Consider the following 20,001-nt stretch of genomic DNA (forward strand, 5'->3'; position numbering starts at 1 on the left):
CTAACGCGCGAAGCTTGTGCGAGCGTTTCGCGGTTGCGGGGTGACGGTGTTATTCCAACAGCTTGCGCCGTCAGAAGAAGTCGAAGTCTCCGGCAGCCTTGGTGAGCGGCTGCGAATGGCCGTGGCGCATGCCTTTGGTCAACGCCTTGTGCATGTCGGCCAGCTTGACGAGGCTGAGCGCCGTTGAAACATCCACTTCCCACTCATCGGGAATGGTGCTGGTAATGGTATCGATGAACTCGGCAAGCCCGCGCGCCTTCTGGACGGCAAGGTCTATGCCCTGCAGCACCTTCATGCTGTCGGGTGAATGCAGGATGGCTGCGCCACCCACTTCGAGAAGCTGCGGCTCGACGCGCTCGATGAGGTAGGCCACGTCGTAAAGCTCCGAAACGATCCGCATCAGGACCTCCGGCAGTTTCTCGTCAAGCGAAGCAGATGGCTGCGAATTGATATCGGTCATTGCTTCCTCGGTTAAAAGAACTCGATCGAACTTTCGACGGGCTTGGCGGGCTTGGCAGGACGCTGTTGCTCCATCGCCACCGTCTTTTGTGTTTCGGCACCGGTCAAAGGATAGGCACGCGCACGGCCGCTGGCCGGCCAGTATTCCAGCTTGCGGCCGAACTCTCCCCCGGTGGAAGAGCCGACCACGGTAATGCCTTCGTCGCGCAGGAACTGCAGCGCAAAGGCCGCGTTCTGTTCGCCGACATTGGAAAAGGTGGCAATGGTCTTTGCGCCGCCGAAGATCTTGGCTTCCAGTCGCTCGCGCCGCCCGCCGCGTTTGAGGATGCCGTTGATCAAAAGCTCCATCAGATGCACGCCGTAGCGGGACATGTCCCCGCCCGACATGCCACCCGGACCATTGCCGGGCAGCAGGAAGTGGTTCATTCCACCAACGCCTGCCACCGGATCCCGTAGGCACGCAGCCACGCAGGAGCCCAGGATCGTCGTAATGACGGCATTGGGTTCATCCGTTACCTTGTATTCGCCCTGGATGATGTTCATCCGTTTGGCTGCGGCCATTTCACTCATTTAAGCGCTCCGAACACCGCCTCGATGGCAGCTTTCATCTTTTCGATCGTAAACGGCTTGGCCAGCACATTGTTGGCGCCGAGCTGGGCGGCCTTCTGCACCAGCGCCCGGTCGCCCTGCGCGGTCAGAATGATGAAGGCCGCCTTCTTGGTCGCCGGGTTGGTGCGCACGGCCTGGAGCAGGCCAAGCCCGTCCATCTTCGGCATGTTGAAATCCGAGATCACCAGGTGATGTGGCTGCTCGGCCATGATCTTCATGCCCTGCTCGCCATCGCCTGCGGATGTGATCTGCTTGAAGCCGAGTTGTGTCAGGGCGTCGCTGAGCAGCAACCGGCTCGTCACCTGATCATCCACGATCAGAACTTTGATTTTTTCAGCGAGAGACATTTATTCGGTACCTTCTTTTCGGGCAGCGGTTAATTTCAAGATTTCGTCACCGATCGCGCCGAGCGGCATCTGCTGCTCGACCGCTCCTATTTCCTGTGCGACCCGTGGCATGCCGTAGACGACGCATGTCCTCTCGTTCTGGCCGATCGTGCGGGCGCCCGCGCCACGCATCTTCAGCAGTCCGGAGGCCCCGTCCCGGCCCATGCCGGTCAGGATCACGCCCACGGCGTTACGTCCGGCAAGGTCTGCCACCGAATCGAACAGGACATCCACCGAGGGACGGTGGCCATTGACGGGATCACGTTCGACGAGCCGGCAGCAGGGCGCGGAAGCGTTGGACACCTGCAGGTGGCGCTCCCCGCCCGGCGCGAGATAGATCTTGCCGATCTCGAGCCTTGCGCCATCGGTTGCCTCATGCACCACGGGAGCACAGATACGATTAAGCCGTTCTGCAAAACTTTTGGTAAACGCCGGCGGCATATGTTGCGTAATGACCGTCGGTGGGCAATTCTTCGGGAATTTTTGCAACACCGCGATCAGCGCCTCGACACCGCCCGTGGACGAACCGATAGCGACGATCTTGCGGCCGACGCGGTAATCCAGCGAAGGTGCCAGCATCGGCTGCGTCGACTGTACGGAGCGCCCACGCTTGGAGCGGGCCGCAGCCTTGACCTTTTCCGCCAGATCGCCAAACGGGCGCGCATCGCCCGGCACCGGTTTGCTGACGCAATCGAAGGCGCCGATTTCGAGCGCGGCAAGCGTTGCATTGGCCCCCTGGTGGGTCATGGTCGAGACCATGATGACGGGCATCGGCCGCAGCCGCATGATCTTTTCCAGAAACTCCAGCCCGTTCATATTGGGCATCTCGATGTCGAGCGTCACCACGTCGGGGTTGAGCTGCTTGATGGCAGCCCGCGCCTCATGTGCATCGCCGGCCTGGCCGATGACATTGACCTCGGGATCGGAGTTGAGGACAGCCGTGATCAACCCCCGCATGGTCGGCGAATCATCGACAACAAGAACGCGCGCCGGCATGCTCATGTGCTCCTCCCGGCGGTCTTGCCTGTGTAGCGGTAGGTGGTGATCCCGATATTGTCGAACAGGTTCTTGGCATCGCCCGTCACCCGCTCGGAATGGCCGATATAGAGATGGCCGCCGACCGGGAGCAGCGAGGAAAAACGCGACCAGATTTTTGTCTGGGTCGGCTCGTCGAAATAGATGACGACGTTTCGGCAGAAGATCACGTCGAAATTGCCCTTGAACGGCCACTGCGCCATGAGGTTCAGCTCGTTATAGGTCACGAGCTTCTTGACCTTGTCATCGATCTGGAACTTGCGGCGCCCGTCGATCTGCACCTCTTTGAAATACTGCTTGCGCATCGCCGGCGACACGGTTTCCAGCGCGTTTTCGTCATAGGCACCGGCACGGGCAAGCGCCAGGATCTTCGGGTCGATGTCGGTTGCGAGGATCCGGAAGTCGTAGTCCACGGCGTTGGGCAGAAGCGACATGACGGTGAGCGCGATCGAATAGGGCTCCTGGCCATCCGAGGAGGCCGCAGACCAGATGCGCACCCGTCCGCCGCTCTTGGCGCGCGCGATCAGCCCCGGCAGAACCTCGTCGCGCAGGTGTTCGAAATGGTGGTTTTCCCGGAAGAAGCGGGTGAAGTTCGTCGTCAGATGCGACAGCATCTCGCGACGGGGGGCGGCCCCTTCCGGCGACGAGACCAGCGCGCAATACTCGCGAAAGCCGCGAAGGCCCAGGTTGCGGATATGCTTGGACAGCCGCGAATACACCAGCGAAGCCTTCGTATCGTTGAGATAGATGCCGGCGTCGCTGTAGATCATAGCGGCAATTTCGGTGAGGTCGCGGCGGGTCAGCGGATATTCCCCGCTGGCCAGAACCTCGTCCGGCGATTGCTTGCTATCGAGAATGCCAAGGGCCTTCATGCGACTTCGCTTTCGGTTTCTGGGAAGAGCGCATCCAGATCGATCAGGCAGATCATCCGCTTGTCGATGGACAGGATGCCTCTGGCATACTGTTTCTCAAGCTCGGATGAGACTTCCGGCACGGGCTGGATGTTCTCGTCAGTCACGGTCAGGATGTCGGACACGGCTTCAACCAGCAGCCCGACAACCCGTTTTTTGACCTGCGCCACGATAAAGACATGGCGCTGGGTCGGTTCTGCTTTGCGCATGCCAAGGCGTGCGGAAAGGTCGATGATGGGCAGAACGGCGCCGCGAAGATTGATCACCCCCATGACGTAGGAGGGTGAGTGGGGAAGCGCCGTGGCTTTGGTCCAGCCGCGAATTTCCCGCACCGACATGATGTTGACGCAAAATTCCTGATCGCCGATGCGGAAAGCGATCAGCTCCCGGCTTCCTTGCGCAAGATTTTTCACGGCGTAAGTCATGCTTCAGAACCCGCCAGTTAACCCGTTGCCGCCAGAGACATGTCGGACTTCATGCCGCTGTCCTGGCGCAGCGACTGACCGCGCGAGGCGGCCACCACCGCGTCCACATCCAGGATGAGCGCGACACGCCCGTCGCCCAGAATGGTGGCGGCGGCAATGCCGGGAACATGGGTGTAATTGGCTTCGAGCGACTTGATGACGACCTGGCGCTGACCCTGGATGGCATCCACCATCAGCGCGCGCTGGCCACCACCTTCCGATTCCACCAGAAGTGCCACACCTTCGACCGGATTGGCCTGCGTGCCGCGGAAATTGAGGATACGGCCGACATCGACAAGCGGGCAGAAGGAATTGCGGATCGAGATCAGCCGCTGGTTGGCACCGAAGGAATGGATGGCCGAAGCTTCCGGCTGCAGCGTCTCAACGATGGCGGTCAACGGCACGACAAGCGTCTGGCCGGCAACCGTCACCACCATGCCGTCGAGAACGGCAAGCGTCAGCGGCAGGCTCATGGTGAAGGTTGAGCCATGGCCCGGTCGCGAGGAGATCGAAATACGACCGCCGAGTGCCTGGATTGACCGCTTGACCACATCCATGCCGACGCCACGGCCGGAAATGTCGGAAATCTTGTCGGCGGTGGAGAAGCCCGGCATGAAGATGAGGTTGTCGATTTCCTCGTCCGTCAGGTTGGAATCGGCAGCGATCAGGTCGTTGTCGATGGCCTTCTGGCGCACACGTTCGCGGTTGATGCCGGCGCCGTCGTCGGCCAGCTCGATGACGATGCGGCCCGAGCGATGTTTTGCGGTGAGCTTGACGGTGCCTTCCGGGTTCTTGCCGGACGCCTCGCGCTTTTCGGGGCTTTCGATGCCGTGGTCGACGGCATTACGGATCATGTGGGTCAGCGGCTCGGCCAGCTTGTCGATGACCGTCTTGTCCACTTCGGTGTTTTCACCTTCGGTAACGAGACGGATCGACTTGCCGACCATGTCGGCCACTTCGCGAACGATACGCGACATGCGCTGGAAGACCGGCTTCACCGGCTGCGCGCGGATGGCCATGACCGAGTCCTGGATCTCGCGGGTGAGCTGTTGCAGCTCTTCCAGGCCCATGTTGATGGCCGACGTGCCGGTCGTATCGTTTTCGATGACGCTCTGCGACAGCATGGCCTGGTTGATGACCAGCTCGCCAACGAGGTTGATCAGGCGGTCGACGCGGTCCAGATCGACGCGGATGGTCTGGCCGGCGCTGTTGGCAGCGTTTGCCGCATTGGCCGCGGCAGCAGCGGCGGCGGCCGACTGGCTTTCCTTCTTTTCGACGCGGGCAGCAGCCGCTGCAAGCTTCGTGACGTTGCTGGCAGTTTCAGCGGCGTGGACGGCATCGGCTGCGGCATGATCGTCGCCATTGTCCTGATCATCGTCGCCGGCATCATCGTCCAGCGCCGACAGATCGAAGGGCACCGGCACCATCGGCAGCTCTTCCGCAGAAACCTGGGCCACCTTGACGTCGAGATCGCAATCCCATTCGGCGAATTCGAACACCGAGCGGACATCCTGCTCGTTCTTGTCCGTCTTCACGGAAATGGTCCAGGAGAAATAAGCCTCTTCCGGATCGAGTTTTTCAAATTCCGGCAGGGTGGACGTATCGCAGTTGATGCTCATTTCACCGACGCGCGACAGGTCACGCAGCAGCAGGGCTGCTTCATTGCCCTTGGCATAAAGCTCGCGACGCGGCTTGAACTGCACCTCGAACGTGGTGGGCTCCATCAGCGTTTCTTCTTCGCCGCCGAACCCGTCGAAGGTAAACGGGATGGGCTGGAAGCCGCTGTCATCCGTGGGGGCGGCAGCCGGCGCCGGTGCGGCCTTGGCCGCGGCCGGTTTGGCGGCCGGTTTTGCCGGTTCGGCAGAGCTGCCACCGGACGGCATCTCGCCACGGGCGAGCGCCTCCAGTTCCTTGACGAGGCCACGGCTTCTGCCCTCGTCGACACTGCCACCGTCACGCGATGCCGTCACGAGGTCGGCGAGCACGTCGGCCGACTTCAGCATCACCTTCAGGACATCCTGGTTGGGTTCCAGTTTGTTGGAGCGCACGCAATCGAGCGTTGTCTCGAAAACGTGGGCGAACGAAACCAGGTCATCAAGTCCGAATGCGCCTGCGCCCCCCTTGATCGAGTGGACCGCACGGAAAACGGCATTTACCGTTTCCGGGTCACGGTCGCCATCATTCAGCTTGAGAAGACCAGATTCCAGTTCAGCGAGTTGCTCTTCGCACTCCTGGAAGAAGATCTCTTTGATTTCGTTCATATCCATCGGAGAAATTCCCGGTTGGTTCAGGCGGTTACACGCTCGATCGCATCAATCAGCTTGACCGGATCGAAAGGCTTGACGATCCAGCCGGTCGCCCCGGCCTGGCGGGCGCGGTTCTTCTTTTCCGCGTCGCTTTCGGTGGTCAGCACGAGGATCGGAACGGCGCGGTAACGTTCGTTGCGGCGCACGCCTTCGATAAAGCCGAAGCCATCGAGACGCGGCATGTTGATATCGGTGACGATGACATCGGGGTTGCAATCCTCGAGAACTTCGAGGCCTTCAACACCGTCTTCTGCCTGGATCGTTTCGAAGCCGGCATTGTTCAAGGTCACCAGAAGCATGTTCCGGATCGTCCTTGAATCATCCACTGTAAGTACTTTCTTCTTCACTGCCTGATCTCCTTCGCGAGCAGATTTTCTATATTGATGCCGATGAGCTGCATGGTCTTGCGGAACGCATCGGAAACTTTTTCGAAGACGAACGTCTTCTTGTCTTCCTCCCACGCGGCTGCGGCAGCCATCAGAACCTGCACGCACTGCACGCCCATCCGCTCGACGCCCGATGCATCAATCTGAACGTCGCTGCCGCGCATGTTGGTCAGTTGGCCATGCAGAACCGATGCCTCGTTGAGGTCCAGCACTGAAACCAGCTTCAGACTGCCCTTCACTGCCTTCTTGCCTGCCATTCCTTTGTTCCTCATCGTTGCCAGTCACACGCGCGTGGCTTCTGCCATCGCTTGGTAGTCAAGGTCCGGCCGGAGCCGGTTGGTCGTTACCGGCCAAAGCCGGCCATCTGCGCCGGCAGAAAAAGGGCGGAAGAGTGCATCATGTCGTCGCCCCTGCCTTCCTCTTTGCCGTCGGTTTCATTGCCCGCGTCCTGCGGTCTTTCCGACCAGACCCTCTGGCCGGTTCTCACCTCGCGCTCGATGCGGAATTCCCGCACCGTGCGGCCAAGCTCCAGAATGACGGTCTGCAGGGCGTCGGCGCCCTCGCCGGTCCGGGCTGCAAACTCAGCACCCGCGGCCACCCGCCCATCGAGCGCCAAAATTTCTCCGGCCACCCGCTGAAGGCCATCGGCCTGTTCGCCGGTTGCCTTGGCAATGCCGGCGATTGCCGCATTGATATTGGTGACCTGATGCACGATGCCGCCGATGGCATCCTGCGTGCGGGACACCATCTTCACGCCCGCATCGACCTGCGATTTCGTGCCGGTCACCAGCTGCTTGATTTCGCGCGCCGCGTCCGCCGAACGCTGGGCAAGTGCGCGCACTTCCTGGGCAACGACCGCAAATCCGCGCCCCGAATCCCCGGCGCGCGCCGCCTCGATGCCGGCATTCAGCGCCAGAAGATTGGTCTGAAAGGCGATCTCGTCGATGACACCGATGATCTGGCCAATCTTTTCGGCGGACTGCTCGATATCGGACATGGCGGAGATCGCCCGGCCAACGACCGCGCCGCTTTCTTCTGCCGAACGGCGCGTTTCCGCCACGGCCTTTTCGGCTGCGGCCGTCTCGCCGGCGCTCAACCGCACCTGTTCGGCAAGACCTGCCACGTCGCGTGCAGCCGTGCCCAGATCCTCACAGGTCTGGCGGGCGGCCGAGGCTGCCTGCTGGCCTTGCTCGGCAACCGATGCGGCAAGCGCTTCAGCCGTCCGAAGCTTTTCCGAAATGTTTGCGAAAGAGGCCGAGATGGCCTCCATGGCCTGGTCGAGCAGCGCCGACAGTTCGCCGTAGACGTCCGGCCGCTCGGCTGCCACCCGCACCGTCAGATCACGGTCTGCAAGGTGTGTGGCAAAGGGTCCGAACAGATTGTTGGCTTCCGCCTGATCCTTTTCGCGCTGCGCAACAAGCGCCCGCTGATGCTTGAGGCGCAGTTCGTTGATCCGCAGCGACACAGCGATCTCGACATCGACCATGACAAGGCGGATCACAGCCTTGATGGCATCGGAAGCATCGCGTTCGCGCTTGCGGCCGGCCGGCAGCAGCGATTTCGAGGTCAGCTCTCCAATGAGACAGCCGACGAGATTTTCCAGCATCACCGCGTGACCGGCAATATGCCAGCGCGGATCAAGGCCCATACGGCCCTCCGCATCGGACAGGACCTTCACCCGTTCAGCGTAGAGCGCGTCGAACCGTGCATCCGTCAGCACACTCCAGTGCGAGGATTGCAGGTCGTGCAAGCGGCCCAACTGCTGGTCGTTTTCAAAATGGCGCATGGCCTCCGGCGAGGATTGCAGGCGGTGGAAGAAGTCGCGCAATCCGTCCTTCAGGCAGGTTTCCAGCGTCGGACGAAACCGGCGCAGCAGGTCACAGGCATCTGCATCGAGGCCGGCGAATGAAAGCCGCTCGCGCAGGCCGCCGGCCTGTGCTTTTCGTGCTTGATCCGATGGCGTTTCGTGAGCCAAGGCCCGTCCCCATATGCGACCAGCCCCCTGAGTGGGACCGGCGTTAAACCCCTCGATCACGGCCGCAGGGGTTTCCCCTTGTCGGTCGCGCATGCCATTTCCGGTCGCGTGGACAGCGTATCCGGGTAAACACCCGTTCGCCGTGCCAGAGGCCGTCTGAACCCGCCCGGTTGACGATGACCGCAACGGCGCAAACCGGCGCAAGGACGCGCAACGGCTGCGGGAGCGGACAGGTCAAAGCCATGCGGCTTCCTGAAATTTTGTGGAGAGATACCGGGTTAAAACCGGTACGGCGTGGCGGCATCATGCCTGGAAGGGATCTACCGAAGTCATCCCATTGCGCCGTGTAGGACCATTTGTATGGTTAATTCCTTGCGCGAAAGTTAATGTCGGCCAACAAGCGTGAGGAATTCCTCATCTACGTGTTTTATTCGTCAACAGATGTCAAGCCGCAAGCCACGGGCAAGTCTAGCGGTAGACAATCAGTGCCACCTTGAACATGAAGTCTTATGAGGCGAGCAATGATTGTTCTACACTTGGGGGCCGCGTTGATTGCAGGCCTGATTTTCTTGAGCATGCTGATAACGGCGACAAGCGACCCTCACCGGTCAGCGACAGCCCTGCGCGTTCTCTGACAGCCGACAGGTCAACGACAGCCCGCTCGTCCAGGCTTGGCTCCAAAACGCCGAAGACGCCCTCTCCGTGCCAGATCGGAGCATTGCCGGTGGAAGGATCGCAGCTCACCGGAAGGGCACGAACGGCCAACGCGTGGCAAACCGATGCTGCATCGGACATTTCGACATTCCGGGGGTCCGCATCTTCCTGTCGACAGGCTTATCATTCTGTTTTCGCCGCCGCGTTCCGAAAGGAAAAAAGCAAGGAAACTACCGCCAGACAGAGATTTGCCACATCTTCCCTGCACAGGAAGGTGGCAAAGGCCCTATTTTTGTCCAAGTCGGAGCGAGAGGACTAGCGCGCCGTCGCATTGACGAATAACCGTCATGCACAACGGCTAGAAGCCTAGCCACCGCATCAGGTGCCCGATGACAAGTCCACATTCCCAGACCATTCAGACGGACAAGCCCCGTCACCCGATCATCATGCTGATCGCCCGTTTCCGCCTCTACCTCACCTCCGCAGCGATGCTGGCGGTCTGTTTCATGATGGCTGTCGCCGTCTACCGGCTGACCAATGAAGTGCGCTACGACGAAGTCGTGGCAGCCCTTCAGGATACCAGCTGGCAGGCGATCGGACTTGCCATGGTCTTTACGGCGCTGAGTTTTGCTGCGTTGATCTACTACGATCTCAATGCGCTCGACTATATCGGGCGCAAGCTGCCGGTGCTGCCGGTCGCGGTCACCGCCTTCAGCGCCTATGCCATCGGCAACACCGCAGGTTTTGGGGCGCTGAGCGGCGGCGCCATCCGCTTTCGCGCCTATACGCGCCTTGGCCTGTCGCCGGAAGACGTGGCCCGCGTCATCGCTTTCGTCACGTTCGCCTTCGGGCTTGGCCTTCTTGCCGTCAGCGCCATTGCAGCACTTGTCACCGCGCCCCGGCTTGCCGACATCACCGGTATCGATCCGCTTTATCTGCGAACCGGCGCCGTGGTGGTGCTCGTTGTGCTGGCAGCTCTCCTGTTTGCCGGGCGCAACGGCCGCAAGATCGAAGTGATGCGCATTCGCCTGCGCCTGCCCGACACGCTGACCTCCTCGCGTCAGTTCCTCATCACTGCCTTCGATCTGGCCGTCTCGGCGTCGGCGCTTTACGTGCTCCTGCCGGAAACGCATATCGGCTGGCCATCCTTCTTTGCGGTTTATGCGACAGCCGTCGGTCTTGGCGTCCTCAGCCACGTGCCGGCAGGCCTTGGCGTGTTCGAAGCCGTCATCCTCGGCGCGCTCGGCGGCACGGTCAGCCTCGATCAGCTTCTTGGCAGTATCGTGCTTTACCGCATGGTCTACCACGTGCTGCCGCTCACCATCGCCATCATCAGCATCGTGGTGTCGGAAGCGCGGGCGCTGGCCAAACATCCGCTGGCCGGCGATATCGGCAACGTGGCCGTGCGCATCTCGCCACCGCTTCTGTCGGCCTTTGCCCTGATGCTTGGCGCCATGCTGATCTTTTCCAGCGTGACACCCACGCCGGAAGGCGATCTTGATATCGTCTCAAGCTTTCTGCCGCTGTCGGTCGTCGAAAGCGCGCATTTTCTCTCAAGCCTTCTCGGCCTGGCGCTCGTGATTTCCTCGCGCGGCCTTGCCCAGCGGCTGGACGGTGCCTGGTGGGTGGCGCTCGTTTCGGCAAGCCTTGCCTTTGCCTTTGCCTTCATGCGGGCGCTCGCCCTTGGCGAAGCAACCTTCCTCGGCATTTTCGTCGTGGCCCTTCTTCTCAACGCCGGCCGCTTCCGCCGCCCGGCCTCGCTGTTTGGCCAGGTGCTGAGCCTTCCGTGGGTCATGGCGATGCTGGTGATCCTTGCCGGCGCGACCACCATTCTTCTCTTCGTCTACCGCGATGTGGAATACAGCCGCCAACTCTGGTGGCAGTTCGAATTTTCCGGCGAGGCGCCGCGCGGCCTGCGCGCCCTTCTCGGCGTCAGCATTCTCTCCTTTGCCATTGCCGCCTTCAGCCTGCTGCGCCCGGCCTTCCACCACCCCGATCCGCTGACACCGGAGGAGCTGGAAAAGGCCGTTGGCATTCTGGAGGGCCAGGACAATGCCGATGCCAATCTGGTGCGCATGGGCGACAAGCGGGTGATGTTTTCCGATAGCGGCCGCAGTTTCCTGATGTACGGCATCCAGGGCCGCTCGTGGATTTCGCTGGCCGACCCCGTGGGCGACCCGGAGGAACGCGCCGAGATGATCTGGCGTTTCGTCGAACGGGCCCGTGGTGCCGGTGGGCGCGCGGTCCTCTATCAGGTTTCGCCCGATCTCCTGTCATTCTGCGCCGATGCCGGGCTTCGCGCCTTCAAGCTTGGCGAGATGGCGCTGGTCGATCTGGAAAATTTCGACCTCAAGGGCGGCAAGCTTGCTGGCCTTCGCCAGGCGCTGAACAAGGGCCGGCGCGACGGCATGGAATTTTCCGTGCTGGAGACGCATGAGGTGCCCGCCGCCATGGCAGAGCTGAAGGCGGTGTCGGATGGCTGGCTTGCCCACCATGAAACCCGCGAAAAAGGCTTTTCGCTCGGCGCCTTCGAGGAAAACTATGTCGCCTCTCTGCCCGTGGCCGTGCTGCGCAAGGACGGACATATCGTGGCCTTTGCGACGGTGTTCGTCACCGCAAACCGCAGGGAAGGCAGCGTCGATATCATGCGCTTTTCCCCGGATGCCCCAAGAGGCGCGATGGACTTCCTGTTCGTCAGCCTGATGGAGCACCTGAAAAATGCCGGATATACCAGCTTCAATCTTGGCATGGCGCCGCTTTCGGGCATGTCGAAGCGGGAAATGGCGCCGGTCTGGGATCGCATCGGAGGCACCTTGTACGAACACGGCGAACGGTTTTACAATTTCAAAGGCCTGCGCGCCTTCAAATCCAAGTTCCACCCGCAATGGCAATCCCGTTACATGGCGGTGGCCGGCGGAACGGGTGTCGTGCTGGCCTTGATGGATGTGACGCTTCTGATCAGCGGCGGCATGCGCGGGGTGGTTGGCAAATGAGACAGCTTCTTTTCCCCCTGTCGCTTGCGGCCATGCTTGCAGCAAGCCTGCCAGCCGGCGCCCAGGCACAAGGTACCGCCACCGGCACGCCAAGCTTCGATACGGGCATGATCCCATCGCCGCACATCATCAAGCCTGAGGGCGATGTGAAGGCCAATATCTTCCTGCTTTCCGATGCCGATGGCTGGAACGCCTCGGAGGAAACGCAGGCAAAGGCCCTTGCCGCCAAGGGCGCGCTGGTGGTCGGCATCGACCTGCCATCCTATCTTGCGTCGCTTGGCAAGGATGAAGACGACTGCATCTACATGATTTCCGACGTGGAATCGCTTGCCCAGCAGGTGCAGCGCTCGTTTGGAAAGGGCGGCTACCGTTCGCCGATCATTGCCGGCATCGGTGCCGGCGGTGCTGTCGTTCTGGGCATGGTGGCCCAAAGCCCACCCGCCACCATCGGCCAGGCGATTGCCGTGGACCCCGAGGCCGGCATTGCGCTACCGAAAGTGCTCTGCACGCCCGCCGACAAACGCACCGAAGGCGACCGCACCATTTATGGCCTGACCGATGGCGCGCTGCCCTCCCCCGTCAGCATCTATCTCTCCAAGGCGGCAGACGCTGCCGGTCGCGCCCATGCCAAGGAATTGCAGGACGCCCATGACGACATCGACCTTGAAGGCACAGACGATGCGGCTGCCGACGCGCTGATGCAGGCCCTGTCCGACAGCATCGATGCGGCCAGTACCGACGACGAGCCGCTCGGCCTGCCGCTGACCATTCTCGACGCCAAGCCGAAACTCGACACGATGGCGATCATCTATTCGGGCGATGGCGGCTGGCGCGATATCGACAGCGATGTCGGGGCCGTGCTGCAGGAGGATGGCATTCCCGTGGTCGGCGTCGATGCGCTGCGTTATTTCTGGGCGGAAAAGACGCCGGAACAGACGGGCGCCGATCTCAGCCGCATCATCCGTGCCTATCGCAAGCAATGGAATGTCAGCCATGTGCTGCTGATCGGTTATTCCTTCGGCGCCGATATTTTACCCGCCACCTTCAACAAACTGCCGGAAAACGACCGCGCCAAGGTGACCCAGATGAGCCTGCTGGCGCTATCACACGCGGCAAATTTCGAAATTTCCGTCTCCGGCTGGCTGGGCGGACAGGGCACAGGGGCCGGTGGCGATCCGACCAAACAACTCGAAACCATCGACCCGAAGATTGTCCAGTGCATCTACGGCACCGAGGACGAGGACGATGCCTGCAAGAGCCTCGCCTCGCGCGGCGTCGAAACGCTCGGCATCGACGGCGGGCATCATTTTGATGAGGACTACGAGAAGCTGGCCAAGTACATTCTGGATGCCCTGAAAAAGAGGCTCGGTAAATAAGCCGCGTCTCGCTTCCTTGAAACCCATGCCCATGGCGGCCTTGCCGGGGTAGGCAATCATTGGCCAACAGCGCTCTGCCGGGCTGAAAAGCGCGGGAGATGGCGTGGCGCGACAATTTCCGCTTGCCATCCCGTTCAAAATATCCTGTAGCCAATCACGTGGACGTGACCGTTCGGGAGCCGGCAGAATATGGCCCTGGCGCGAGCGCTGGACAGCGCCATCAGGCAAAAAGGATAGGTTCATTATGGAAATACTGACTGCTGCGGGCCTTGCCGCACTTTTTCAGGTCATTGCAATCGATCTGGTGCTGGCCGGTGACAATGCCATCGTCATCGGGCTTGCAGCGGCTGGCCTTCCCGTACACCAGCGCCAGAAGGCCATTCTCGTCGGCATCATCGCCGCCACCGTGCTGCGCATCGGCTTTGCCACGATCACCGCCTATCTGCTCGGCATTGTCGGCCTGCAATTGATCGGCGGCCTTCTGCTCGGCTGGGTCTGCTGGAAAATGTGGACCGAACTGCGCGCCGCCGATCACGAAGCGCAGAACGCCATGAGCGATGCCGACGCGGAAATGACGAAGGTGGACAAGACCTTCCTGCAGGCCGCAATACAGATCGTCATCGCCGACGTCTCGATGTCGCTCGACAACGTGCTGGCCGTGGCCGGCGCCGCACAGGACCACACGACGGTGCTGATCATCGGCCTCGTCATCTCGATTGCGCTGATGGGCCTTGCCGCAAACCTCGTCGCCCGCCTGCTGCACCGTTTCCGCTGGATCGCCTATCTGGGCCTGGCCGTCATCGTCTACGTCACCTTCAACATGGTCTATCACGGCCTTGTCGAAGTGCTTCCCTACGTGCAGCAGTGGCTCGCCTGAGCCGCTTTATCCAGAGACCCACGCTCTTTTCCTTAAAGGGCGTGGCATCCGTTCTTGCGCCACAGGGCAGCAAGCAGGCTCGGCATCATGATGCCGACAGGCAGGCCGGGATGGATACGGCATGACACAGAAAAGCGTCGCGATCATCGGCGGCGGCCCGGCGGGGCTGATGGCGGCGGAAGTTCTCGCCGCCCGCGGCCATTGCGTCACCGTCTACGACGCGATGCCAAGTTTTGGGCGCAAGTTTCTGCTGGCCGGCAAATCCGGCCTCAACATCACCCATTCGGAAGAATTTTCAAGCTTTGCCACCCGCTTCGGGGCGGCCAATGCGCGTCTGGCGCGCTCCCTTGAAGCCTTCACGCCCGACGACGTCAGGGCCTGGGCGGCGGGACTTGGCACCGAAACCTTCGTCGGCTCCTCCGGCCGCGTTTTTCCAACCGTCATGAAGGCCTCGCCCCTCTTGCGCGCCTGGCTGAAGCGGCTTGCCGAATCGGGAGTAAAACTCAACCCACGCCACCGCTTCCTGCGCTTTGAAGGCAGAGACCCGGTCTTTTCGACGCCGGACGGAGAACGTGTCATCACCGCCGACGTCATGCTTCTGGCGCTTGGTGGCGCAAGCTGGCCGCGTCTCGGTTCGGATGCCGGCTGGGTCGGGATGCTGCGCGAAAAAGGCGTCGAGATCGCCGACTTCCGCCCCGCCAACTGCGGTTTCGACGTGGCCTGGAGCGAGATCTTTTCCAGCCGCTTTGCCGGAGAGCCGGTCAAATCCGTCACCATCACCTCGGATGCCGGCACGTTGCAGGGCGAATTCGTGGTGAGCCGGACGGGCGTCGAGGGCAGCCTCGTCTACGCCCATGCCAGCGCGCTGCGCGACCGTTTGGACCAGACAGGCGCTGCCCGCCTGACGCTGGACCTCACACCCGGTCGCAGCCTTGAAAAGCTGACCGCAGCCCTTGCCCGCCTGCCGGCCGGCACAAGCCTCTCCAACCGCCTTCGCAAGGCAGCCGGCCTTGACGGCGTAAAAGCCGCCCTGCTACGCGAATGCGCCAGCACAAAAGATCTCGGCGATCCGCAGACCTGCGCCCGCACCATAAAAGCCCTGCCCATCCCCCTCCGGCGCCCCCGCCCGATTGAAGAAGCCATCTCTTCCGCCGGCGGCATCACCTTTAAGGCGCTCACCGACACCTTCATGCTGTCAGCGCTCCCCGGCATCTTTGCCGCCGGAGAAATGCTCGACTGGGAAGCCCCCACAGGCGGCTACCTGCTCACCGCCTGCTTTGCGACCGGCCGCACGGCAGCCAACGGCATGGATGCCTGGCTGCGACGGTAAAGACGACATCGATTTGCAGGAAACATCGGCAGCTGGCTTCAGGCCGGAGACATGACCTCACCCGACCGCAAAGCTAAAACACCGACCAAAATTACATCGCCAAACGGGCTCCATCCAGACAGGACAATACCAACCTGTCCCATTGTGCGGAACACGGTGGTAACCAGATTTTTGAATAATGTTTTTCTACAACTTTTATAATGGATTAGATTTGCCTCTCCGTATTACAGTTGAACGTAATATATTCCTGTTGTGATCGGTACTTTCAAATTGCGTGAAAATTCTGGACTGAATGTCGATATGAATAGTCACGCGAATTACCTCGGTGTTCTCAGGCGTGTTTCGATCTCCCAAGGCGAATATCTGGTGCTAGACGACCCCAATGCGGTGATCACCACCGTGCTCGGCTCTTGTGTTGCGGCCTGCATTCGCGATCCTAAACTGGGCATTGGCGGGATGAACCATTTTGTTCTGCCGGAACCCAATACGCAAAGTGGCGCGCCGGTGGGCGGTGATCGGGCGCGCTATGGGCTTCATCTCATGAAGGCGCTGATTGATGCTTTGCTTGAGAGAGGTGCGCATGCTCGTCGATTGGAAGCCAAGGTTTTTGGCGGTGCCAGTCCGTGTAATTCCTATTACAACGTCGGTGAGCGAAACTCTAACTTTGCGATGGCTTTCCTTGCTGAGAGGGGAATTCCAGTCTCTGAAGCACGCTTTGGCGGGTGTTCTGGCTGTAAGCTTGACTTTCACCCCGTGTCAGGACGGGTGAAATATACGCCTTTGAATTCTGCAAAAGCAGAAAGCTCCAAGATCATCGAACTTAAAAGAGTTTTTCCATTTTAAGGGTGCGTTCTTAAGACCCTCGCCCAATCAGGATCGTGTCCCGCTGGCATCGTAACGTTAAAGGGCTGCGGCCAAAGCTGGCGCGCGCCGCTTCCTCTCATGCAGGCCCTTTAACGTTACGATGCCAGCGTCCAAGCGAAGCGGGGAAGCCCTCACGCCATCTCTGGGAGCGAGGATTCCATTCCTTGCGCGATCGGCGGCGCGGGAGACTTCGAGTGCGGGTGGGAAGCATTCAGTCGCCGCGCCACGATATCGTGGTTGAGCCACAGGACGGGACCGGAGGGTTCTGAAGATTCTCCAAAAATCAGCTGCCCCGTTGCCTTCACAACGAGACCGCTCAGGAGGTCGCTGATCATCACCTTGCTATTGCGATGCATCTGGGTGATCTCGTTGGACGTGCCGATGGTCAAATCGGCCTGTGCCTGGCTGTTTGCCATGGGCCATGCCGAAAAGTCATAGAACGGACGCATGACCTCGCTGGCCTGCATGTCTGTGATCTTCTGGAACACATCCTCCATGGTGAAGCCATCTGACAGAAGCTGCTGGCAGGCCTGCCACTGCTCGTCTGCCCATGGGCCACCATTTTCTTTCTTCAACGCAAGCAGCAGCGGTATCAGGGGCAGCTCGATACCCGTGAACACATCGGACGAATTGGTCCGGATTTCGGGGCAGTTATATACAGTTGCCTTGATCCCTGTCGCCCAGGCGTCCTCAGCAATGCCTTCGAGCCGCATTTTCGCATAACCCTGGGTGTAGTTGGTGTAGGTCTGCCAACGATAGCGACCGTCAATGAGGACCGCCGATCCGTGGTAACCATAGGCCGTATATCGCACCTGACCGCCCGAAGCTTCCACGCGCTCGCGGATCGCCGCGCTGAAATCGATGAGATGGCGAAAGGTATTTGCGGAGACGTCGTCAAAATTCTGCAGGATGAGTTTGCCCAAGTCACTGTCGATCAGGGTCTGCGACGACATGTGGCGGGTTCCGGTCCCCTTGTAGATTCGATTGGCGACGACCAGGAATACCTTCGCCTTCGGGATGCCCCCGGCCATTGTATGGGCGAAGAAGACATTGCGGCCAGCGGCGATCATTCCGTCAAGAACGGTCATGACTTCTGAAAGCGACTGCGTAAAACGCACCGTGGCGATGTCGCGGCATTGCTCGATATAGTCCCAGTCGAGCTTGTCGTGTTCCCAGCTCTCAAGCGTCATCTTTGCCAGGAGGTCGGTCGGAGTTGGGCCGCCTTCGGGCGCATCGAGATCGAAACCCGCCATAAGAGGTATGTTGATGATCCTGCCGCCCAGCTGGGCCTCCGCCGAGGAGAGTTCCTCGGCGTTGAGCGGCCGCAGCGCGTTTTTCTCGTCGCGCCGCCCGACAGTGATCCCCACAATCTCCATTCCTGCCCGCCTGGCTTCCTCGAGCAAGCCGGTGGCGTATCCGCGGCCGAACAATTCGCCGAAGAGTACGAACACATCGCCTTTACGGAACACTGTGTTTTCGGAGAGACGATTCAGTGCAACCGGATTTTCCATGCTGACAGCTCTTTGATTCGTGTGTCGTCGAGCAATGGCCCATACGAGCTTTCAAAGAGACATGACCGCACTGGCACAGAATGGGAACTCATTTTCCGTGACCATTCATTTTAAAGTGTGATGAAGGTCTCTGCTGTTCCTCCAATGCGGCGAAATCTCGAGGCAGTTGGAGACCGGCGCGCCGATACCGAAACACGGTCACTGGAAACGCTCGTCCCGCGGATGCTTGCGAGGTTATTGGCACTGTCCGAGGCTCAAGATTGGCGTGTTCTATTATTGTCGAAGCCACCTATTCGGCCGCGTTCCGGACCTGACAGCTCGAAAGCAGACCGACAGCTTCCAGGAACGAACGCGGGTGGCAAGAGCGACCCACTTGAAAGCACAAAGCGGAAACGATTTCTGCAACAGGGCGGGCATCAGCTTTTGCCCCGTCCATTCGAGCACGGCCTTTTCCGTCTGGACACCCATATGACACCCGCAGGCCGCAACCCCGCGTCATCGTCTCTGATGTGCGGCCTCGCACTGTGACCCGCAAGGCGTAGCGCCCTGCGCTCGCGACCTTCTGCGCCCTCGTGACCCGCATGAAGCCTGGTTACCATGATCGCGATCGGGAAGAGACGCGGCTACGTCATCAAGACACGGTCACGGGCTTCGACCTCAACATGCTGGCCGTTGCAGGATCAGCGCGCCGGCAGAGGCGTGGCGGCAGGCCCTTCATGATGAGTTCGGCATCAGCGACGGCCATCGAGCCCAAGGCATAGAAGGCATCCCGCGTGCCACCTGTCCTGTGCGCCGAGAGCAGAATGCCGGAGGCTTTACGGACGGGATCATCGGCAGCGACAGGTTCGTCCGGAAACACATCCGTTGCCACCTTGATGTGGCCGGAACCGGCAGCTTCGATCATCGCCGGGAAGTCGACGACGGCGGCGCGGCTCATCAGCAGGAAGGCCGCCCCCGGCTTCATCATGGCAAATTCGCGTCTCCCGATGAACCCCTGGTTCTCGCTGGTGACACTTGCAAAGACGAAGACCACCTGGCTTTCGCGCAAGAGGTCCTCCAGCGTCGAGGGCTGGCAATCCAGGCGTTCGACAATCTCATCGGGAAGCCAGGGATCGAACACGCGGACCTTGTTCTTGAACGGGCGAATGAGTTCGCGAAACTCACGGCCGAGGTCACCGAAGCCGATGATCCCGACGGGGGCCCCGGCAAAACGGAAGGTGTTTGCATTGCCTTCGAGGCCATACCGCTCGACGCCCTGGCGAAAGTCGCGATCCGCCGCAGTGATCCCACGGGCAAGGTCCAGCGCCATGGCCAGAGACGCCTCCGCCACCGGGGAAGCGAAGGCCGAGGCCGGCGTGATCACCCATATCCCGCGCTCGACGCAGGCCTGATAGTCGATGTTGGGCAGGAAATTCGATTCGACGTTGATGATGGCTTTTAGTCTCGGCGCCCTGTCCAGACGCACCCTCGGCATGTCCGTCTGGCCGAAAATGAGCACCGTCTCGGGAAGATACCGCTCGACCTCTTCTGCGGGCATGGGACGATCTTCCGACACGATCACCTCCCCCAGCGCCTCGAGCCGCGCCCTCACCGCCGGTTCCATGATCAGATCGAGTGTTCTGGGCAGTGGATCGACCAGAATGATGTTGCGGCTCATTGTTTCCTCCCTCGAGAATCGCAGCTTGGCAGAAGCTTGGCGCGAAAAGCGTATCGCCGGGCGGGCTTCAGCTTCCTGGGCAGTGACGGTCATAAAAGCCCTCGCCCGCCCGCCGGGACTGAAGCCGGCTTGCCGTCCGCACCTTCCAGGCCGCCACCATTTTCAGGGTCTCGACGAGGCTAACGGCATACGCGCTCGCCTCATCCTG

The 20,001-nt window shown here is 60.8% G+C and carries 17 protein-coding genes; 5 read left to right on the forward strand and 12 right to left on the reverse strand.

Going from position 1 to position 20,001, the window contains the following annotated elements; genetic code table 11:
• Window positions 1–70: 70 nt before the first annotated feature.
• From cheT to AC4CWF_RS15995, 10 genes are all read right to left on the reverse strand, one after another.
• Complete coding sequence (gene cheT, locus AC4CWF_RS15950) at window positions 71–460, reverse strand: chemotaxis protein CheT (RefSeq protein ID WP_491282617.1); 390 nt, start codon at window positions 458–460, stop codon at window positions 71–73.
• Between the two features lie 11 nt (window positions 461–471).
• Window positions 472–1,029, reverse strand: a complete 558-nt coding sequence (gene cheD / locus AC4CWF_RS15955) for a chemoreceptor glutamine deamidase CheD (RefSeq protein ID WP_491282618.1) — start codon at window positions 1,027–1,029, stop codon at window positions 472–474.
• Window positions 1,026–1,415 (reverse strand): response regulator, encoded by a 390-nt coding sequence (locus tag AC4CWF_RS15960; RefSeq protein WP_491282619.1) that lies wholly within the window; start codon window positions 1,413–1,415, stop codon window positions 1,026–1,028. The genes cheD and AC4CWF_RS15960 overlap by 4 nt, the downstream gene beginning before the upstream one ends.
• A complete protein-coding gene (gene cheB / locus AC4CWF_RS15965) occupies window positions 1,416–2,456 on the reverse strand; it encodes a protein-glutamate O-methylesterase CheB (RefSeq protein WP_491282620.1) in 1,041 nt (346 codons plus the stop codon).
• The gene (cheR, locus tag AC4CWF_RS15970) at window positions 2,453–3,361 is read right to left on the reverse strand and encodes a protein-glutamate O-methyltransferase CheR (RefSeq protein WP_491282621.1); all 909 of its coding nucleotides are present in this window, start codon (window positions 3,359–3,361) and stop codon (window positions 2,453–2,455) included. Before cheR ends, cheB begins: the two co-directional genes overlap by 4 nt.
• A complete protein-coding gene (locus AC4CWF_RS15975) occupies window positions 3,358–3,825 on the reverse strand; it encodes a chemotaxis protein CheW (RefSeq protein ID WP_491282622.1) in 468 nt (155 codons plus the stop codon). The genes cheR and AC4CWF_RS15975 overlap by 4 nt, the downstream gene beginning before the upstream one ends.
• Window positions 3,826–3,842: 17 nt before the next feature.
• Entirely contained in the window at window positions 3,843–6,131 is a 2,289-nt protein-coding gene (locus AC4CWF_RS15980; protein ID WP_491282623.1) for a chemotaxis protein CheA, read from the reverse strand.
• Between the two features lie 20 nt (window positions 6,132–6,151).
• Complete coding sequence (gene cheY1, locus AC4CWF_RS15985; protein ID WP_210103599.1) at window positions 6,152–6,517, reverse strand: chemotaxis response regulator CheY1; 366 nt, start codon at window positions 6,515–6,517, stop codon at window positions 6,152–6,154.
• Window positions 6,514–6,813: an STAS domain-containing protein gene (locus tag AC4CWF_RS15990; protein WP_491282624.1), complete on the reverse strand. Its 300-nt coding sequence runs from the start codon at window positions 6,811–6,813 to the stop codon at window positions 6,514–6,516. The genes cheY1 and AC4CWF_RS15990 overlap by 4 nt, the downstream gene beginning before the upstream one ends.
• A gap of 86 nt (window positions 6,814–6,899) precedes the next feature.
• Complete coding sequence (locus AC4CWF_RS15995; protein ID WP_491282625.1) at window positions 6,900–8,531, reverse strand: globin-coupled sensor protein; 1,632 nt, start codon at window positions 8,529–8,531, stop codon at window positions 6,900–6,902.
• Window positions 8,532–9,574: 1,043 nt separating this feature from the next.
• Between AC4CWF_RS15995 and mprF the strand changes: the two genes are divergently transcribed.
• From mprF to AC4CWF_RS16020, 5 genes are all read left to right on the forward strand, one after another.
• Window positions 9,575–12,178 carry a bifunctional lysylphosphatidylglycerol flippase/synthetase MprF gene (mprF, locus tag AC4CWF_RS16000; RefSeq protein ID WP_491282626.1) on the forward strand — a complete coding sequence of 868 codons (2,604 nt, stop codon included), beginning with the start codon at window positions 9,575–9,577 and terminating at the stop codon, window positions 12,176–12,178.
• Window positions 12,175–13,554, forward strand: coding sequence for a virulence factor family protein (locus tag AC4CWF_RS16005; RefSeq protein ID WP_491282627.1), 1,380 nt, complete (start codon window positions 12,175–12,177; stop codon window positions 13,552–13,554). Before mprF ends, AC4CWF_RS16005 begins: the two co-directional genes overlap by 4 nt.
• Before the next feature lie 244 nt (window positions 13,555–13,798).
• Entirely contained in the window at window positions 13,799–14,431 is a 633-nt protein-coding gene (locus tag AC4CWF_RS16010; RefSeq protein ID WP_491282628.1) for a TerC family protein, read from the forward strand.
• A gap of 121 nt (window positions 14,432–14,552) precedes the next feature.
• Window positions 14,553–15,761, forward strand: coding sequence for a TIGR03862 family flavoprotein (locus AC4CWF_RS16015; RefSeq protein ID WP_491282629.1), 1,209 nt, complete (start codon window positions 14,553–14,555; stop codon window positions 15,759–15,761).
• A gap of 300 nt (window positions 15,762–16,061) precedes the next feature.
• Window positions 16,062–16,604, forward strand: coding sequence for a chemotaxis protein CheD (locus AC4CWF_RS16020; RefSeq protein WP_491282630.1), 543 nt, complete (start codon window positions 16,062–16,064; stop codon window positions 16,602–16,604).
• 152 nt (window positions 16,605–16,756) lie between these two features.
• Here AC4CWF_RS16020 and AC4CWF_RS16025 read toward each other — a convergent pair whose 3' ends face one another.
• Entirely contained in the window at window positions 16,757–18,136 is a 1,380-nt protein-coding gene (locus AC4CWF_RS16025; RefSeq protein ID WP_491282631.1) for an enoyl ACP reductase FabMG family protein, read from the reverse strand.
• 631 nt (window positions 18,137–18,767) lie between these two features.
• Window positions 18,768–19,793 carry a hydroxyacid dehydrogenase gene (locus AC4CWF_RS16030; protein ID WP_491282632.1) on the reverse strand — a complete coding sequence of 342 codons (1,026 nt, stop codon included), beginning with the start codon at window positions 19,791–19,793 and terminating at the stop codon, window positions 18,768–18,770.
• Window positions 19,794–20,001 lie beyond the last annotated feature (208 nt).

The organism is Neorhizobium sp. PAMB6630 (genome assembly GCF_058242775.1).

Bases quoted from the DNA above. Each gene is read 5' to 3' on its own strand.
- cheT (WP_491282617.1), bottom strand. From the start codon at position 460: ATGACCGATATCAATTCGCAGCCATCTGCTTCGCTTGACGAGAAACTG.
- cheD (WP_491282618.1), bottom strand. From the start codon at position 1,029: ATGAGTGAAATGGCCGCAGCCAAACGGATGAACATCATCCAGGGCGAA.
- AC4CWF_RS15960 (WP_491282619.1), bottom strand. From the start codon at position 1,415: ATGTCTCTCGCTGAAAAAATCAAAGTTCTGATCGTGGATGATCAGGTG.
- cheB (WP_491282620.1), bottom strand. From the start codon at position 2,456: ATGAGCATGCCGGCGCGCGTTCTTGTTGTCGATGATTCGCCGACCATG.
- cheR (WP_491282621.1), bottom strand. From the start codon at position 3,361: ATGAAGGCCCTTGGCATTCTCGATAGCAAGCAATCGCCGGACGAGGTT.
- AC4CWF_RS15975 (WP_491282622.1), bottom strand. From the start codon at position 3,825: ATGACTTACGCCGTGAAAAATCTTGCGCAAGGAAGCCGGGAGCTGATC.
- AC4CWF_RS15980 (WP_491282623.1), bottom strand. From the start codon at position 6,131: ATGGATATGAACGAAATCAAAGAGATCTTCTTCCAGGAGTGCGAAGAG.
- AC4CWF_RS15990 (WP_491282624.1), bottom strand. From the start codon at position 6,813: ATGGCAGGCAAGAAGGCAGTGAAGGGCAGTCTGAAGCTGGTTTCAGTG.
- mprF (WP_491282626.1), top strand. From the start codon at position 9,575: ATGACAAGTCCACATTCCCAGACCATTCAGACGGACAAGCCCCGTCAC.
- AC4CWF_RS16005 (WP_491282627.1), top strand. From the start codon at position 12,175: ATGAGACAGCTTCTTTTCCCCCTGTCGCTTGCGGCCATGCTTGCAGCA.
- AC4CWF_RS16010 (WP_491282628.1), top strand. From the start codon at position 13,799: ATGGAAATACTGACTGCTGCGGGCCTTGCCGCACTTTTTCAGGTCATT.
- AC4CWF_RS16015 (WP_491282629.1), top strand. From the start codon at position 14,553: ATGACACAGAAAAGCGTCGCGATCATCGGCGGCGGCCCGGCGGGGCTG.
- AC4CWF_RS16020 (WP_491282630.1), top strand. From the start codon at position 16,062: ATGAATAGTCACGCGAATTACCTCGGTGTTCTCAGGCGTGTTTCGATC.
- AC4CWF_RS16025 (WP_491282631.1), bottom strand. From the start codon at position 18,136: ATGGAAAATCCGGTTGCACTGAATCGTCTCTCCGAAAACACAGTGTTC.
- AC4CWF_RS16030 (WP_491282632.1), bottom strand. From the start codon at position 19,793: ATGAGCCGCAACATCATTCTGGTCGATCCACTGCCCAGAACACTCGAT.